We start from the raw sequence: 18040 nt of genomic DNA, 5'->3' as shown, positions 1-18040 counted from the left end.
ACAAAAGTAACAATATTAGAATACCTTAACAAAATAAGAAACTTGGTAAAATACTAGAATAACGGTAGTTGGAGTACGGAAACGATTCTTCGCATGAAGGACCACTACAAAGATATTTTCAGATTGAATATATGTATTAATAATGAAATTTTATTGCATTTACACCTGCAATGTTTATATAAAAGATAGTAAATTATGTTTTTATTGGATTTTTTCTATTAGTTTACTGGAAATTTGCATTATTATGTGACAATAAATATCATTGTATTTAATATAAAATGATATAAAAAAAGGGGTACGTAGGTAATTATCGGAACTTTCAATCGATTAATTATACTAAAATTAGTATTAAGAATATTAGTATAAAAGTAACAACGTTATTACTAAGTTCGAATATTGGTCTAAGTACCCTAGCCTAGCATCTCAATGGTAACCTCTTGAATACTTTTACGTTTTTAAATAAATTAAAATAACAAAAAAATAATAATTTTTAATTTTTTCTTTGTAATTTAATAAGTTGCATGTTAATATGGCGAAGGTTATAAAATGGATTTCGCCATACACAATGTTTTTTCGGAATATTCACTCCAGAGAAACGTAACTATTTCAGTAATTTGCTTCATCTTTTACCTATACAAGGGCTACTTTCAATTTTTTTGTTCATAAATAAAAGTAACTTTTTATTCTATCTTCCTCATCGATTTTAATATAAATGGTAAAAAAGCACTTTTTCAAGTGCCCTTCCTTTTCTTTTTTAAAGATAGAAAATCTAATAAAATCAAACACCTAGATTAAACACATACATAATCCTACTTACAAACTCTCAGAGAGGTATAAACTATGGGAATTCCTACACTATTATTAAATACATTTATTATTATTATTTGTATCCTTAGTTACCAAGTATTTTGGCTAGAACATAAAGAAAAAATGGCATGTAATAATATATTAATTTCTGTACTTTCCTCCATTGCAATTATTTTTTGTATGACTTTTCCTTTTCATTTACACGCTGGGTTCATTTATGATTTACGTTTTATTCCCATTATATTAGTTTTTCTATATGGAAATACAAAGAGCATTATTTGTATTGGAGTTTTATATCTTTCCTATAGATTTTACTTAGGTGGAAGCGGAGTCTTCCCATCATTTATTACCTTTACTGTTATTTCTGTTATTACAATCATGTTTCGTTACTTGTCACCTACTTATTTCAAGGAAAAGAAGATATTATTAAGTATTCTACTTATTTTGATATGTACAACTTCCCTTTCTATCTGCGGTATTGTAACGCAAATAAATACAGGTGGTAAAATTGACTCTACTCTCATTGAATTTTTATTCAATTATATAATCATAAATATTTTCACAGTATTATTATCAGTTTATTTAATAGAAGGAATGATCGAGAAATATAAAATAAAAGAAAGAATGCAAAGAGCAGAAAAATTTTATATAGCTAGCGAACTAGCTGCATCGATCGCGCATGAAATTCATAATCCACTGACCACGGTACGTGGATTCACTCAATTACTAAATGAAGATGAGAGTGCTAAGATGTCTCAAGATAAGTACTTAGAAATTATGTTACTTGAAATGCAGCAAATACAATCTACTATTAATAACTATTTATCTTTAACCAAACCACAAAACATTATAAAAGAGGAACTAGATATTAATTACATATTAAATCAAGTGAAAGATAATATTTCACCACTCGCTCTTTCATATAATGTTGAAATAAAACAGCATATTACAACAGATTCCCTTTACATAAATGCTAATACTGAAAAATTAAAAATATGTCTAACCAACATCATACAAAATGGAATTGAGGCTATGAAAAATGGTGGCGTATTACAAATAAATATACAAAAAATAAAAGATAATATTGTAATTGATATTATTGATACAGGAATAGGAATGTCTTCCCAACAAATAAAACGTATTGCCTTGCCATTTTATTCAACAACAGAAAAAGGTACTGGGCTTGGTACTATGATTGCGTACAGTATTATTAAAGAATTAAACGGAGATATAGAGATAGAAAGTGAACTAGGAAAAGGAACACACTTTTCTATCACTATCCCCTGCTAATATAATAGAAGATTTATTTAAATGATATTATTTTGTAGCTAATATAACCATATAAAAAGAAGACGTAACTATTCGTCCCCTTTTTATATGGTTCTGGTGCAAAAATGTTAGTTAGAAACATAGAGTAGCAATTTCACAATTTATTCACAAGTACCGTTAAGCGCAAGTTTACGTTAAGTATGCTATTTGCATAATAATGTTTTCAAGAAAAAAGTAGCTGTACTTTTGTGCAGCTACCTTTTTATGCAATAAATCAGTAATAGATATTCGAGCTGCAATAAATGCCCCTTTTATACTTTGAAATGTAATTTGCAAACTACAATTTGACATAATTCTAATAGTATGGGATGTATATTTCTCCATAAAAGCAACTTATTTTTATCTCTTTTAAACAATTTATCATATTATTTTCATCTAATTAGGCACAGAAACATTTTGCAAAATCTTACTACTTTTAGGAAAAACGTTTTTAGGGTACATTTTAAAATAGCTCTTTTTCTTTGAAATGTTTCTGTGCTTAATATTTAAAATATCTTATGTCAAAATTTTCCGCAACAAATATGTTAAATGATTCATAATTATATATAATACGGAATATTAAAGTTAAATATTCCGTATTATACTCTATTAAATATAGCGTATTTAATTTATTAGTAATTAATTTATTAGTCTAAGTATGAATTATAAAGTATATTCGTTTAAAATTGTCACAATATAATTTTATATTCGACGTTTTTAATTACTCGTGAAACATTTGCAAATGTTTTAACCGTTATGTATAAGGTAAATATCCCCTCTAAATATAAGATTTACTTAATTTAGATTCTTTCTCTCATAGTCGTAATGTCGAAAAAAGTCGAATTTTTATATTTTTTCTTTATTTTCTAGTTGTAAACGTTTTATTTTCATGTTACCATCTTAATCAAACATTAGATGGTAATAAAACTTAAAGTATTTCTTTCCCTTAGAGACATATAAACGTTCGGTAATACCATGAAAATAAGGCCAAAGAAATATGAGTTACCTGATAAAAGATTTAATAGGATTTTTACCACTTTAATTTTCTGTTAATTCAGAATGTAACACTTTAACATTTTGTCCCTAAACAAAATTTAAATTTTAGTGTGGTAAACTCAAAAAGCTAAATCACCCACCCAAATTAATAAATGATATATCCTGTTATATCTAGCGATCAGTCATGAGAAATAGATTTCTTCCTAAGAAAACTTAGCCCATTAATAAAAAGTGTCTAAATTTCTATCTTTATTACCATCTATTGTTGATAACATATTTACCAACTATAAAAAAGAGCCTATTGAAGGTTCTTTTTATTATAATCATTAGCACTTCAATTATTGATAATCATTGGTGTTGAATCTTTATTCCCTCACCTTATATAGCTTTCTTTTATTAACACTTGAAGACTTATTGAGGTACGGTTCTGATTTTAATTTTTTTTTTATTTTTAAGCGACTAATTTCCGAATGATGGGCCATCCACAGTTTTATATCTAATAAAGAAAGAATTATATCTGTTTCAAGTGATATTTTGCTTACCTCCTTCTCTCTTATGGGTTATGTAGATAATATATCTCTTGAATCTGGAGCCTTTAGAACACATAATAGATACCCTAAAAAATGGACTTTATTTTATCTTTATCTTATCTTTACCTTATCTTTAAATTTTTCTATTAAACTTAGCATTTAGAAAAAAATTTTCGAGTCTAAAAAAGCTGGGAAATAGAGAATTATTGAATTTTTTAATAACCAGCCACCATTGAAAATAGGGTTTCTTGTAAAAGGAGGAGTAATATTTGAAGAATAAGAGAAAAGTACAAACTATTATATTATTCTTTATTAGTATTTTAGGGTTAGGAACAATAATCGGGATACTATATTTTAATGACAAAACCAATACTCAAAAAAATAAAGCGTTTGCTACCGAGGAACGTTTATTGCAATATGAGCCCATCATGAAAAAAGAATTAGAAAAATATAATTTGGGAGAAAAAACAGCAATTTTACTAGGAATTATGTACCACGAGAGTAGGGGTGAGGGCAACGACCCTATGCAATCTTCCGAATCACTTGGATTAAAGCCAAATGAAATCCAAGAGATAAACTTGAGCATTAAACAAGGGGTAAAGCACTTTGTTCAAATGTATAGATATGGAGAAGAAAAAGGTGTTAGCATGGATACAATTATTCAAAGCTATAATATGGGGCCAGGCTATATTGATTTTATTGCCAATCAAGAAGCTAAACAACACTCGGAAGATACAGCTAAACAGTTTTCTAAGTTGAAAGTTGATCAGAATCCAGCTACATACACTTGTGGTGGAAATAAACAAAATTTTAGATATCCATATTGTTACGGTGATTTCACATATACAACAAAAGTGAATGAAAAAGCAAAACTTATTGAAGAACGCCTCCAAAAAAATTAAAATTTTATATATTTGTTTGAAGGAGTTTTCCATTTACTTTTATATGGTTTTTCATCAACTTTTATCCCCTCTTACCATCTAAATGTATATATACAACTATCGTATCATATTTCAATTTAAATACGGCTCTAGTTACATATTTCGCAAGAAATCTATCCAGAATATAAATAAAATCACCATTTTACATGAAATAGTATCCACTTAGCGAATTCATTAGGCATAAAAATAAATGTAGATTCAATAAAAAGAGAGTACCCTCGCTATTGGTGCTCTCAATGTGAATTGGGGTTTATCCTGAGCATTGAATAGGACACGAAGAACTCGTCCTGTTACATAATATTATGCTTGTCCATATTATAACCCTCGCCCAGGCGCCAAGAGATACATATACGTTGAGGTAACTAACACGTTAGAAAAGGCCCTTCCATATCATTGTATGATTATCAATTATCTTTATACCTAGCAGACTCATTAAATACGTTTAATGTATCATTTCTATTAGTTTAACCATGCCTAATGTCATCCAATTCATGGTTAGTATTCTAAATAGACCAACGATGTATTATAATCCTTTATATATCCAAGGAGGTTTACTATGCTTAATTTTCATAAAACATTCCCCATCTTAGGATTCTTTTGGTTTTTATATAGTTTTATCGGCATCATCTTTTTATTACTATTCCTTAGCGTGTAGTAACTACGCGTATAAATATATGTTTAATGTGTGATTTCTATTATCGGCTTTGTTAACTAACACTTAAATTATTTTAACAGCCTTTTGTTTAATTCCCACAAAGCTGTTTTGTTACTATCCCATTTTAAAAGCGTTACCGCTTCCTCAAAGCACAACCATTTATACTTGAAGTGTTCTTTAGATAATTTAATATTTTTTGTAGGAACTTTAACTCCAAAAGAAAATTCTTTTATTACATAAACATCTTCTCCCCAAAGAAATTCACCAACTACATCCTCTACTGGTAGTGAAGACACAGAATCTAGTTTTATATATGGACATTCTCTTATAATACCAGCCTCTTCAAACGCTTCCCGTTTTGCTGATTCAATAGGAGTCTCACCATCTTCTCCACCACCAGCTATTCCTTGCCAATAACCATAATCACTTCGATTAAAAATGGCATATTGAATGGAATCATCAGTTTTTATATAAGGAAATATCAATACTTGATACGGCGCTCTCATTGCTTAACCTCCTCTCGAAAAAATATGAACAATTTATTCACTAACTTGCTATTTTAGTAAATAAAGAGCCAACATCAAAATTCTACATTAATAATGCAGGTTTATGGTATCGGCTCTCCATTTTTCAAGAATTTTATTTTTCATAAATAGGTTTACTCTTAACGTGATAAAAACCTGCTTATTTCTTATTTAATTTGCTTAGCGTGTTTTTTTTCGAAATGCTGGCGGTATCACATGTTGACTAACCAGTCCAAATAGTCCCTAAAACGGTCGTTTAAGGAACTTTATTTATATCTATCAAAACTGACTGAAATATGTTTAAAATTCAGTTCAAAAACTCATTACCAAAAACAAAGTTTTATATCAAACATCAAATACCGTTTATGGAACACTCTTAATGTACGGAAAACCAAGTTTTTTAAATAAAAAGTTCCTTAGCGTACGAAATTCGCGTTATGTTGGCGGGACCCCATCGCTATCAAGCTAATAAAAAGAAATGCAACAAAAAAAAATTGCATGATAAACATAAAAAATAAGTCAGATACCGATGTGATGAGACCCCATAAAGAAAAGACACCCTAAGGTGCCTTCCTCCGACTTGAACCACTTTAATTTAATAATATGTATTGGACATTAAGTAAACACGTCCTATAAAACAGAATCATTTATTTTCAACAGATTGTTAGTGTACAAATACAAGAGAATCGAGATCGTTTGTTTGGCTAGATTAAAGCAACGCCACACCTATATGGTTGAGATGTGTTACGCCTTCTAATCGGAGAATCAGCTTTATAGAACGTGTCCACAATTTATATTTTACTACATGTAATATTTATTTTATGTAATTTTTACAAATATGTATAATTACATAAAATTTACGAGAAAAAGAGAGTATACTTTGATATTGTGTAATAAAGATAAGGCCCACCTACGGAAATAGGTGGGTTTTTTGTTGGGCATTACTATCTCATTGCACAAACGGGAATTTGCATTAAAATAATATCATATTCTTAGAGTTCTTATATTGAGAAAAAAGACACTCTTATGAGTGCCCCTTTTTTAGTAACCGAATCCGCCGCTACCGCCTCCCCAACAACTACATCCTATAATGATTAACAGGATGAATAGAACGATCAGTAAAGCAAATCCGCCACCTAACTGTTAACGCTTAAAGACTAAAGTTACCTTTAGCCCTCCAAGACTCGCTACGAGCGAATGGCTAGTTCTTACTCGACGGGAATCCCACCCGTTATATGATACGACCTAGGCTTGGCCGCACACCTGCCTCGTTAGTTAATATGAAAATGAAACCCAATGTCTTTCAGGCGAAAGTATAATCTTGGTTTGGAAATATACAACTGTTTGGACATAAAAAAGACCATCGAAATGATGGTCTTGCAGACTGTAGACAAATGCATAAAATAACGGATGAACATTTCTCTGAACACTTACTTTACTTCTTTCATAAATAGTCTAACGTTTTCAGCGATTTCTTTGAATTTGGTATGGTGTAAATAATGTGATCCATCCATGGTTACTACTTTTCCATGTACCGAGTCTTTGATCTGCCCTTCATGCAGAGGTATCCATCCTGCTACATCTTCACTATTCGCTTGTACAAAGAGAAGAAGTGGAAGATATTTAGGGAAGATTAAACCTTGAGCCCCTTTAAAATTAGACGAAATATGGTCCATCTCATTCAAGGTTGTGTCATTATACATGTTTTTATTCGAAATCATTTTCATTTGCTCTACGGTTTTTTCATCAAATGCCAGTCCAGCATAGGGGTCAGCACTGATTTTCATAGCCAATCTTAAGAGGCCTGATTTTTTGAGATATGCAAACGTTTTTAATGGGAAATTGATATCCATACCCGGTTGTGTTGCAACACTGCTATCGATTCCGACAAATGCAGTCACCTCGTTTGGATATTTGTTCACATAATCAATTCCATAAATACCTGTAATGGAGTGGCCCATGAGCATGTATCTGTTAATATTAAGCTGCTGTAGAGCTTCATGAACTTCACTTACCATATTCTCCGTGGTTCGCTCTTTTACAGTTTCATCACTTAATCCATAACCGAAAGGCTCTACCGCAACAACTTTGTAAAATGGAGATAATTCATCGATAAGAAGCTTAAAATCAAGCCCTGGAGTAGCTGTTCCATAACCAGGCAGGAGCACGATCGTTTCCTCGCCCTCGCCTTGAATTAACACATTCATGTTTTTCCCGTCTACAGATACGTGCTGCCCGTAGGGCACTATTCGTTTTTGCTCCGAATGACTACTCATCACATTTACGATATAAACAATACCTAAAAAAAGTACAATGGCTAGAACGATTGCTCCTATGATTTTAAGTAAGATGTTTCGCAATTTCTTTATTTTCATTCCACTCAGCGTTTTCTTTTCCTCTTGTTGTGTCACTGTCATCTTCTCCTGTCCTGATCTGTTTGCCTTCCTTCATGTGCCTGTAATGAAAACTTAACCAATGAAGATGTACTCACCATGACGACAATATGAACTGAATATGAACTGCCCAAAAAAATGCTACGGCTCTATATGCAAGTAAGCTTGCATATGAGTCGTAGCATAGAGAATGAATCTAACTAATCTGTTGGTGTAGTGATTGGCAAGGTGACAATGAAGGTCGTTCCTTGACCAGGTTCACTTTTCACTCGGATGTCACCTTGATGAAGCGACACGATCTGTTTAACGATAGCGAGTCCCATACCACTTCCGTCATACTTACGACTGTGGGAACGATCGGCCTTAAAAAAACGATCGAATATACGCTTCTGGTCGTCAAGGTGAATACCAATACCAGTGTCGGATATTAGGATTGTCACGTTTTTGATATCTTGTTTGATGCTTACGTTAATCACGCCGGCATCCTCGGAAAATTTGATGCTATTTCTGAGGATATTCGTCCATACCTGATTTAACAGGTCATGATCAGCCGTTACTTTAACTGTCTGTAAATCAAGCTCGAAATGTATATCGCGAGCAGACCATTGTGGCTGGAGCGCCACGATTATCCGTCGGATTTGTTCATCGAGGCTGAGTGTGACGAGCCGCAGTTGCTTTGACTGCGATTCAAGAAAACTCAGCTTTAGCAGGTTATCACTCATTTTGGACATCCTTTTCGCTTCAGCGATGATAATATCAAGATAACGGCTTCGTTCGTATTCTGAAAGGTCAACTTGCTTAAGCACTAGAGCATAACCGGATATCGAAGTGAGCGGAGACTGAACCTCGTGCGACACGTTCGTTACGAATTCCCTGCGCATCTGCTCAAGTTGCTGCAGATCGTGCATCATTTCTTCGAAGCTGCGAGCCAAAGTACCCAGCTCACTCGTTTGCTTAATATTCAACTTGACGTTGAAATCTCCAGATGCTATCCGCTTGGTCGCTTTTGTCAGCTTTTTTATCGGTCTTACCAGGAATACAGAGGCAACTAGAATCAATAAGCTTCCTGCAATCAACGAACATGTTGCAAAGACCAATGCCCACTTTGTGACAAAAGAGGCTGAAGGAGGGGCGAGCGCTTCCAAAAATATCGCTTTCGTTCCCATTTCCGTTTTCAACGGCAACCCTAAGAGGACCGTGGCAATACCATTAGGAGTGTCCTGAACAACACCTCCATCTAATACTTTCTTTAGTTGCTCCATCGTCACAGGCGCAGGTTTGTATCCGTGAAGTTTACCGTAAGACTTGAACTGACCCGTTGCTTCGTAAATTCGAATATAATAAGAATCGAGCTGCTTCATTTCACTTACGAACAAGTCCGCTTCACGTAACGGAAAGGTCTTGTAAATCCGGACGATGTCTTGGCCAAAGTTACGTAAGTTGATTTGAGCGTTTTCGTTCAATTTATCTTCGAATATCCAAGTTGACACCAAAAAAGAAATGATCGTGCCCCCGATGATGGAGACTAAAAATGTCAGGACAACACGTATATATAAGGATCTGATCATTCATAAACCTCAAGCCGATACCCAAGCCCGCGCACCGTTTCGATCCGAAAATCGTGTGTTGTCGCGAACCGTTCACGCAGCCGTTTAATATGTACGTCTACCGTTCGATCATCTCCGGCGTAATCGATACCCCAAATCTGATCGATCAACTGCACGCGCGTATAGACTTGTCCGGGTGTTCCAGCGAGCTTATACAGCAATTCGAACTCCTTTAGCGGCAACGTAAGCGACTCCGTCCCTTTCATCACCTTATAGGTCTGTCGATCAAGGATGACGTTCCCTAAATGGATCGTCTGCGTGGAGCCAATCTTGTATCGTTTGAGTAGTGCCCTAACACGAACCGTCAACTCTAACGGATCGAATGGTTTGGTTAAATAATCATCCGTCCCAAGTTCGAAACCTTTCACTTTCTCCCATGTTTCTCCTCTCGCAGTCAGCATAAGTAAAGGTAGATCAGGATTGGCTCTTCGGAGCTCCTTGCTTAACGTCCAACCATCCATAATCGGCATCATAATGTCAAGTACGACAAGATCGACATTCGTTGAGATGTAGACGGCCAGTGCTTCCTTGCCGTCCGCTGCTTCAGCTGTTGCGAATCCGTCGTTGCGTAGAAATAAACAGACGAGTTCGCGAATGTTCGCATCGTCGTCAGCAACTAGTATAGTAGGCATCGGTTCCCTCTTTTCCCTGTTTTCCACCGCATTATTTCAAGCAATCATTATACTATAAATTAACACGTATGTTGATTAACCAAAGTAATACAGTTTCTTGATTTATCGACCTGTAGAATTCAAGTGTTTCTTTCAAACTAATTTGCCACTCAATTGACAAGGCTTCACAAAGAAACAGGCGTGTGAAACCTGCAAATGACAAGCGTTTATTTTGTCTTTTGGCCTTGTGCACGAAGAAATTTCAGCAAAGCATAGGCAATTATAGCTGTGAATAACTGATTGAACAACGCATTGGATGTTGTGCCAAACAATACGGGAACGTTCAAATTCAGCTAAATCCAGCGGAAAAATGATTCAATTGCCCAGCGCGATTTGTACATGGCGGCGATTCCTTCGGACAGATAGATTGATAGAACATATATTCCCCAAACTACTCCAGTAATTACACCATCTGAAATAACACGTCCCATACCCACTAATTATTTTTCATCAAATGCGTATGGCGTATCAACTTTGATTGCACATTCGTTCCAAATCATTACTTGTTAATTTAAGTGAATTCCATCATAAAGATTCATATAGGTTTAGTAATTAGTCAAAGTTATTAGGGTGTTCTGTCATATAATTTATATATTACTATATAATTACCTCCTGATTTTTGTATATTATAGTTCTACATCGACACATAATATATAACTTTTTCTCATTGCTTATTGAACTAATCTGCTCCGTTCAAGAAGAACCCTATCAGTTTAAATAACTCAGATTTTGGCAAAATTAAATTGATTCAAATGATACCCACCTTTTAGTAATCTCAGAAAATTTCTTAGTCGCGAGTGAGGTTGGTTTTCTTATAGCTAATCCAATAGTTCGATAGCTATCACTTTCAAGTGGAATGGCTGCAAAAGAAATTTTTGATGTCGGTATAATCATTTCTGGCAATATACTAATTCCTAGATTATTCTCCACCATGGAGATCACTGAGTATTCATTCATATTTTCGAATCGAATATTGGGGCTAACTTTATTCTCCCTAAATATTTTTTGAATATCATCATAACACTGATATGTTGGCATAATAAAAGGTACATTTTCTATTTGTTGCATTGATACTTGGTTTTCCTTACATAATGGGGATTGGTTAGATACAACACATAAAAGTCGATCCCTCTTCAATTGTACGATTTCAAAGGATTTTTCAAATGATTCAAAGTAAGTATCATTATTAATAAATCCACAATCTAATCTCCCGTTTTGTAACCAATTCTCAACCTCAGCATAGTTTCCTTCCAGTAATTCGATTTCAATATTTGGAAACTTTTCCTCCATTTTTTTAAGAATACCAGGAATCCAGTTTTTAGAAATACTCGAAAAAACCCCCACTCTTACTGTTCCTTTTTGGAACCCATTGATAGCGGCTACTTCCTGCTTCAGCATGTTGTTATAGTATAAAATTTTCCGAACGGTAATTAAAAGCTCCTCTGCATTTTTGGTCAATGTTAAAGTAGAGTGATTACGAATAAATAAAGGAAAGGAAAACTCTTTTTCCAAACTGCTAATTGCATGACTTACAGCAGATTGGGTGAAACCTAACACTTCTGCAGCTTTTGTAAAACTATTGAGTTCTGCCACTTTGTTAAATATTTCATATTTTGTTAAAGTCACTATGGTCCTCCTCATGAATTTTATTCATGTCTCCATTATATTTCTTCGTTTTATTTAATGCCATTACCAACATACAATAAGTGCATGCTCTATTATATGACCCTTGACAAGGGATGTATTTTTTATGGAAGGATGAAGTGAAATGCAAAAAATTTTAGTTACAGGTGCTGCAGGTAAGATTGGCCAAGATGTTACAAGATTCCTAGATAAGCAAGGGAATTACCAGTTACGGCTAGCAGATATTAACTTATCTGCTTTAGAAACTTTTAAAGATACAAATCATGAAATCATATATTTAGATGTTTCTGATTTAGCTGCTTGTCAAGAATTTACGAAAGGTATAGATATAGTTATACACTTGGCAGGTAATCCTTCGCCAAATGCTGATTTTTATGGCTCCTTATTAGAAAATCATATAAAGGGAACCTATAATATTTTTAGAGCTGCTAGTGATAATAATGTATCCAAAGTGATAGTTGCTTCCAGTGCTCAAACAATTGAAGGCTATCCTTTGGATTATCAACCACATGCTTATTCACCCACGAGACCCAAAAATATGTACGGGGTAAGTAAGTGTTTTGCAGAGGCTGTTGCTTCTTATTTTGCTTATGAAGAAGGGTTACAAAGTCTTGCTATTCGTATAGGTGCATATGATGATTATAATCCATATGGTAAACCACTAACAGCTAGAGATATGAGTGCATACTTAAGCCCAGAAGATTTTATGGACCTTCTCTTAAAGTCGATGACGGCAAAGAACTTACCTCCATTTTCAATTTTACATGGTGTATCTAACAACAGGTTTAAACGAATTGATATTGAAGGAACAAGAAAGTTAGTTGGTTATAGCCCAAGTTCTGATGCTTTTGTACTAAGTGGTATTAAGTTCTTTGATTCTTGATAAAGGCATATCTAGAAAAGAGATTATATTATAGTAGGCGCTACCATGATCTGGTTGGCGTCTTGTTTGTTGTTAAGGAAAGATAACAAAACAAAAATCCCTTAATCACAAGGCTTTAAAAGTAACCTATCCATAGTGATATTAAAGTTACTACTAACAGGGCAAGAAGAAATGTGATATTTCGAATCCACTTTTGTATATCATCAAAATACCGCTTTATAAATGCAACGTTGATATAAAACATGAGAAATACAACAAAGAAGGTAAAGTTACCAAATTTATCATTCAATTTTTCATTAGTAAATGTGCTTACATGAAGGAATAGTAAAGCAAAAGTTACTAAGAATAACTCAAATAGCCTTTTTTTGCTCACGCCACCACCACTCTACAGTAATTTCCTTTCGTTTTATTTTATCTGAACGTAGTGTGTAGCAGACTATGAATATTATACTTATGTAAAAAAGGCTAACAATTTAAGATTGTTAGCCTTAATCGCGCCTTTTAAAAGAATAACTCAATACAACAAATGACTGATTCTTCAACTTGCAATATATTCTCCTTTAATTACAAAAAACGAACCTCGAATTGTTCCAGCAAGTTTAGACTTCTGTCTAGCAAACTTAAACTTCTCTACTAACTCCGTTGGTATCTCCATTCCCTCAGAAAGCTTAAATCCAACAGCCCGCTTCTTTGGGTTATCCAGCGTATACATGACGTTGACTGCAAGACCATCCTCATAGAAGACATAGGCAAATTTAATATTTTCCACTTGAAAACACGATGTTTCTAAAGGTTTTGCCGCAAACTCAATATCACGTTCTTCTTTCAAAATGCGGTTCACATAATCAAGAGTCTTCTCGCTTTCACTAGCTGGTACAACCGTAAATTCATGCTTGTATTTATTCATAAAGTAACGTGCTTCATGGGCACGTAAACCAGCAAGTGCTTCTGCTACGGGTGAAGACTCCATGCCAGCTGTAGTTACGTTTTTAAAATCAACTATATTGGACAATTCCATCTCTCCTTTTAATACTTTACTTCCTAACAACTGGAATCCATATTTCACCAAATACTAAGCCGTTTCGCTGCCCCATCTCAACTGTTGTATTTGGCCCACCAACATAGGAAAAATCTTTTACTTCTGCTAATGCTTGACCAAATGCAATACCAGTAAGCTTATTACTTAGCTCCTCAGCTGTATCGCCTTCCCCTTTAACTACTAGGTATTCTCCCCTCGGAAACTGGATAACTCTAGATTCTTCTTGTATCGTTGCCTCTGTCATGACACCAGCGTAATACATCATCTTGTTATTCACCGCTTCACTCACAGAAAAAATGTAATCATTTGTAGCTAAAGCTTTTAAAGTGTCCAACCTTCCATCTTGTTCGACAGCCAGCCAAAAGTCTGCCTTTTCCTTGTTTATGCCCGCAAAGTCTGTATAGTGGCTCTTAAGTTCAGTTCCAATACCTAACACGATAAAGCTATCTTTTTCTTCTATTGTATAATTTTTCATATTTAAAACCTTCCTCACTTTTAAATTGATCAAACGATTTATCTTTTCACTTGATGAGTTTATAATATCTTTAAATCATGTCAAAAAATGATACTGTTTAGGAGACCAACATGAAAAAAGTTGAACGGATTAATACGATCATGCGCTATATTAACAACCGCTCCCACTTTACAATTTCTGAAATCATACGAGAATTTAACATCTCACGATCGACAGCTATTAGAGACATTAGAGAAATTGAAGCCATGGGGATGCCGCTCGTCGCTGAAGTTGGCAGGGATGGAGGATATTTTGTCATGCATAACTCTATCTTGCCCGTTGTTCGCTTTACTGATAATGAGGTCAAAGCTCTTTTTATTGCCTTTATGGCCACAAGAAATCAACAACTTCCCTATCTAAAGAGTCGTCAGTCTTTAGCCGAAAAACTACTAGGACTCATCTCAGAAATCCAGCAGGATGACCTTGTTCTTTTAAATCAAATCTTGCTTTTTGAAGGGACTAACCCTCATAATCCTGACCTACTTGAGCTTTCTGACCTCCCCCATCCTATGTTAGAAAAACTCATCCAAATCCTTCTTTTAGATAGCCATTTATTGATTACCGTAAAAGAAGAGGAGGAAACCAAGTCTTATCCAATTTATCTACTGCACCTTTATCAAGAAAAAAGCCATTGGATAATTGAAGGCTTTGACATAAAAGAAGAAAAAAAGAAGATGTTTCTTGTCGATCATCTCATTAATGTCGAAACCTATACGACGAAAACTAGATTAAGTAAGAAAAAAATTTCAGAAAAACTAAGTAAGAAGGACGAAGCAATCAACCTTGTACTTGAACTTGGTCCAAAAGCGATTACCCAGTTCAAAAAATACCATCCTATAAAAATTTCTATTTCCTATACAAATCCTTACCAATCCACAGCCATTCTAAAAACTTTTATCAATGTTAATAATCTCGATGAATTGATAGAAATAACAAATTGGCTACTTTTCCTAGGTAAAGATATCAAAATCAGGGAAGTTCCTGAAGAAGTGTTAGAAGGTTTAAAAGAGAGATTATGTTTATACTGCCCATAAGCAGTGGTCAGTTAAACCCAAAATAATATTGAGTTTGACTAGATGCCAGTTACCTCTATTTAAATACCTAGTAAAAACATTTTATTCGCTACCGCTACTTGAAACGCTCTTCTAAGAATAACGCCAACACAAAAAAAGACATGAACTAATCTTTGTTCATGTCTTTTCATATTAGAGTTTAACCCTCATTAAATTACTTGTTCTAAATTCGAATTTGGATTTATCTTCTCCATAATCTCTTTCATTCATTTTTCATATCCCGCTATTTTAGCACTTGAACTAACAATAGCGAATTAGAATAATGACTTAATACTTGCTAGGACAGTAAGTATACCTACAATAATGACAAACACATTGCTCATTTTCCCTCTGTATTTAGCCAGTACTGGTACTTTACGAATCGCATACATTGGTAATAGACATAAGATCGCAGCAACTAATGGACCGCTAAGAGCATCAATGATTCCAAGAATACTTGGATTTGCATAAGCAACATACCAGCATGTTAATACGACAAAAGTAAGAATCATTGTCTGAACTGTTTTTTCTCCTATATCTTTCCCGCGTTTTTTACCGGACTTCATAATCATGTCACGCATTACCTCATACGCTCCTACATAATGGCCAAGGAAAGACTTTGTAATAGCCACAAAAGCAATGATAGGAGCTGCAATAGTGATTACAGGCGAATTAAGCTCATTAGCAAGATATGATAGGATTGACAAGTTCTGTTCTTTTGCCATCTTAAGATCATCTGGAGTCAAACTTAAAGTACTGCTCCAAACAAAGAACATAACAACAGCGAATGTCATGATATAGCAAACTTTTTGTATTTGAGCACACTTGGCATCAGTAGCTTCTATTCCATACGTAGCTCTCTGTTTCATAACGAATGACGAAATCATAGGAGAATGATTGAACGAGAATACGATGATTGGTAGTATCATCAATATCACTCCAAAATACCCTGTTCCTGTTGAAGCAGTAGACGCACTTGAGAAACTAAGCATTGACGTATTCCACTGTGGAATTAAAGATATTGAGATAAACAGTAAAGAAGCTATGAAAGGATATACTAGCATGCTCATTATCTTTACAGTGATATCTTGACCGAAATTTAGTATAGCGATAAGACCGAGTACTAATACAAGTGATAAAATGGCCCTTGGAGGCTCCGGCATGTGCAATTGATGCACGATAAAACTACTTGCAGTATTTGTAAGTGCAACCGAATACATCAGTACGATCGTATAAATTGAGACGAAATATACTATGTTAAAAATTATACTTGCCTTATTGCCAAAATACTCTCTTATTGTGCCTGTAATCCCCTCATCAGCAGAATTGGAAGCGTATATCATTTTAGCAAGTGCCCTATGTGAGTAATACATAACAGGAAATGCAAGTATCGTAATTAACAGTAATGATAATAAACCACCTGAACCGGCATTAATAGGTAAAAAGAGTACTCCTGCTCCAATTGCTGTTCCAAAAAGGCTCAATGCCCAGGTAGTATCTTGTTTATGCCACTTTTTAGGATCTGGATATTTCTCATTTTTCACTGCATTATTTTCAGCTTGAAATTCTATTTTTTTTGCAGTATTCCCATTCATATAATAAATCCCCCTTGTATCCTATTCTTACGTCTCTTTTTAGGCTTAAGAATATAGACCATTCTTAAAAAATGAACCGCTTACTAGATGCGCCATATTGTAAACGATTCCACCTAAAGCTGTCTCTCTTAATGTGCGAGGCATTTATCCTCCAACCCTATACTTACCATTGATGATATTGTTTACACCAGCTAATACGATGTCCGCTGCTGCTAAACTATTTTGAAGAAATTCCCCTTCTGGTCACACACCTTTCTGTAATTAATCGTTTCAGTCTGTCCAATTTTAAAATGTTTGATATTTTCTTCGTAGGTAATCGGTTACCTCTCGACGCCCTCATTATAACGTTTATATTTGCGAGTCTAATATTTTTTTATTTTTAGAAAGACAGAATAAACAGAATTATGAATAGATAATAAATTACAATTGGTATGTAGCAATTGTGTCTATTTTTTGAAGCTGTATTAGTTAATAGAAAAGTAAACATAATACAGAGTTCCTTTCGTTAACACATTGATTATATTAGGAACTCGTTATAAAGATACTTATATTTCCCTTTGCTTTCACATCTTATCTTTGACATGAAGCTGTTGTAATAAATAATACACATTGATGTAAAGGAATAAATTTAGAAAACATAAAATTATTCTCATGAATTTTTATTACATATAACGAATTAACATTCATTTTTCAGAAAAGAAGAACTTTTCCAAAGGAGCCTACGCACCTTATATAATGGTTATCATGTTAAGCCTGTTAAAAGAATTACACCATAAGTTTCCATTTACTATATGTAATATTTATTAAGTGTAGTTTTTTCTAAATATGCATAATTACATACTTAGAAAAAGAGAGTATACTTTCGAATTGTGTAATAAAGA

The 18040-nt window shown here is 34.0% G+C and carries 14 protein-coding genes and 2 pseudogenes; 4 read left to right on the top strand and 12 right to left on the bottom strand.

The window, feature by feature from the left end:
* Window positions 1-840: 840 nt before the first annotated feature.
* Window positions 841-2097, top strand: a complete 1257-nt coding sequence (locus NSS74_RS07360) for an ATP-binding protein (RefSeq protein WP_002142563.1) — start codon at window positions 841-843, stop codon at window positions 2095-2097.
* 168 nt (window positions 2098-2265) lie between these two features.
* Here the strand turns inward: NSS74_RS07360 and NSS74_RS07355 are convergent, their stop codons facing one another.
* Window positions 2266-2460 (bottom strand): hypothetical protein, encoded by a 195-nt coding sequence (locus NSS74_RS07355; RefSeq protein ID WP_033732005.1) that lies wholly within the window; start codon window positions 2458-2460, stop codon window positions 2266-2268.
* Window positions 2461-3910: 1450 nt separating this feature from the next.
* Between NSS74_RS07355 and NSS74_RS07350 the strand changes: the two genes are divergently transcribed.
* Window positions 3911-4543 carry a lysozyme family protein gene (locus NSS74_RS07350; RefSeq protein WP_002035240.1) on the top strand — a complete coding sequence of 211 codons (633 nt, stop codon included), beginning with the start codon at window positions 3911-3913 and terminating at the stop codon, window positions 4541-4543.
* Window positions 4544-5305: 762 nt separating this feature from the next.
* Here the strand turns inward: NSS74_RS07350 and NSS74_RS07345 are convergent.
* The 7 genes and pseudogenes from NSS74_RS07345 to NSS74_RS07315 form a co-directional block, all read right to left on the bottom strand.
* Window positions 5306-5743, bottom strand: coding sequence for an NUDIX hydrolase (locus tag NSS74_RS07345; protein WP_002142566.1), 438 nt, complete (start codon window positions 5741-5743; stop codon window positions 5306-5308).
* Between the two features lie 1059 nt (window positions 5744-6802).
* A pseudogene (locus NSS74_RS07340) lies at window positions 6803-6898 on the bottom strand (YjcZ family sporulation protein); the annotation flags it as partial.
* 293 nt (window positions 6899-7191) lie between these two features.
* A complete protein-coding gene (locus NSS74_RS07335; RefSeq protein WP_002142567.1) occupies window positions 7192-8172 on the bottom strand; it encodes an alpha/beta hydrolase in 981 nt (326 codons plus the stop codon).
* Between the two features lie 182 nt (window positions 8173-8354).
* A complete protein-coding gene (locus tag NSS74_RS07330) occupies window positions 8355-9722 on the bottom strand; it encodes a sensor histidine kinase (RefSeq protein ID WP_340813337.1) in 1368 nt (455 codons plus the stop codon).
* The gene (locus tag NSS74_RS07325) at window positions 9719-10393 is read right to left on the bottom strand and encodes a response regulator transcription factor (RefSeq protein WP_002142571.1); all 675 of its coding nucleotides are present in this window, start codon (window positions 10391-10393) and stop codon (window positions 9719-9721) included. Before NSS74_RS07325 ends, NSS74_RS07330 begins: the two co-directional genes overlap by 4 nt.
* Before the next feature lie 386 nt (window positions 10394-10779).
* Window positions 10780-11014, bottom strand: a pseudogene (locus tag NSS74_RS07320) (GNAT family N-acetyltransferase); the annotation flags it as partial.
* Window positions 11015-11170: 156 nt separating this feature from the next.
* Window positions 11171-12058, bottom strand: a complete 888-nt coding sequence (locus NSS74_RS07315; protein ID WP_002142572.1) for a LysR substrate-binding domain-containing protein — start codon at window positions 12056-12058, stop codon at window positions 11171-11173.
* Between the two features lie 142 nt (window positions 12059-12200).
* Between NSS74_RS07315 and NSS74_RS07310 the strand changes: the two genes are divergently transcribed.
* Window positions 12201-12959: an NAD-dependent epimerase/dehydratase family protein gene (locus NSS74_RS07310; protein WP_002014092.1), complete on the top strand. Its 759-nt coding sequence runs from the start codon at window positions 12201-12203 to the stop codon at window positions 12957-12959.
* A 115-nt stretch (window positions 12960-13074) separates the two neighbouring features.
* Here NSS74_RS07310 and NSS74_RS07305 read toward each other — a convergent pair whose 3' ends face one another.
* The 3 genes from NSS74_RS07305 to NSS74_RS07295 form a co-directional block, all read right to left on the bottom strand.
* On the bottom strand, window positions 13075-13332 hold the full coding sequence (locus tag NSS74_RS07305) for a DUF3963 domain-containing protein (protein ID WP_033709324.1): 258 nt from the start codon (window positions 13330-13332) through the stop codon (window positions 13075-13077).
* Window positions 13333-13497: 165 nt separating this feature from the next.
* The gene (locus tag NSS74_RS07300) at window positions 13498-14007 is read right to left on the bottom strand and encodes a hypothetical protein (protein WP_002142573.1); all 510 of its coding nucleotides are present in this window, start codon (window positions 14005-14007) and stop codon (window positions 13498-13500) included.
* The gene (locus NSS74_RS07295; RefSeq protein ID WP_002033380.1) at window positions 13994-14473 is read right to left on the bottom strand and encodes a GyrI-like domain-containing protein; all 480 of its coding nucleotides are present in this window, start codon (window positions 14471-14473) and stop codon (window positions 13994-13996) included. The genes NSS74_RS07300 and NSS74_RS07295 overlap by 14 nt, the downstream gene beginning before the upstream one ends.
* Before the next feature lie 110 nt (window positions 14474-14583).
* On the opposite strand from NSS74_RS07295, the gene NSS74_RS07290 reads away from it, so the two are divergent.
* Window positions 14584-15546, top strand: a complete 963-nt coding sequence (locus NSS74_RS07290; protein WP_002033382.1) for a helix-turn-helix transcriptional regulator — start codon at window positions 14584-14586, stop codon at window positions 15544-15546.
* Window positions 15547-15839: 293 nt separating this feature from the next.
* Here the strand turns inward: NSS74_RS07290 and NSS74_RS07285 are convergent, their stop codons facing one another.
* Window positions 15840-17159 (bottom strand): aromatic amino acid transport family protein, encoded by a 1320-nt coding sequence (locus tag NSS74_RS07285; protein WP_002033384.1) that lies wholly within the window; start codon window positions 17157-17159, stop codon window positions 15840-15842.
* Between the last annotated feature and the right edge of the window lie 881 nt (window positions 17160-18040).

It is taken from the genome of Bacillus sp. FSL E2-8868, from assembly GCF_038005505.1.
In the GTDB taxonomy this organism is placed as follows: Bacteria; Bacillota; Bacilli; order Bacillales; family Bacillaceae_G; genus Bacillus_A; species Bacillus_A mycoides.
The sequence above is the reverse complement of the archived record's forward strand: the minus strand, read 5'-3'. Positions and strand labels throughout refer to the sequence as shown.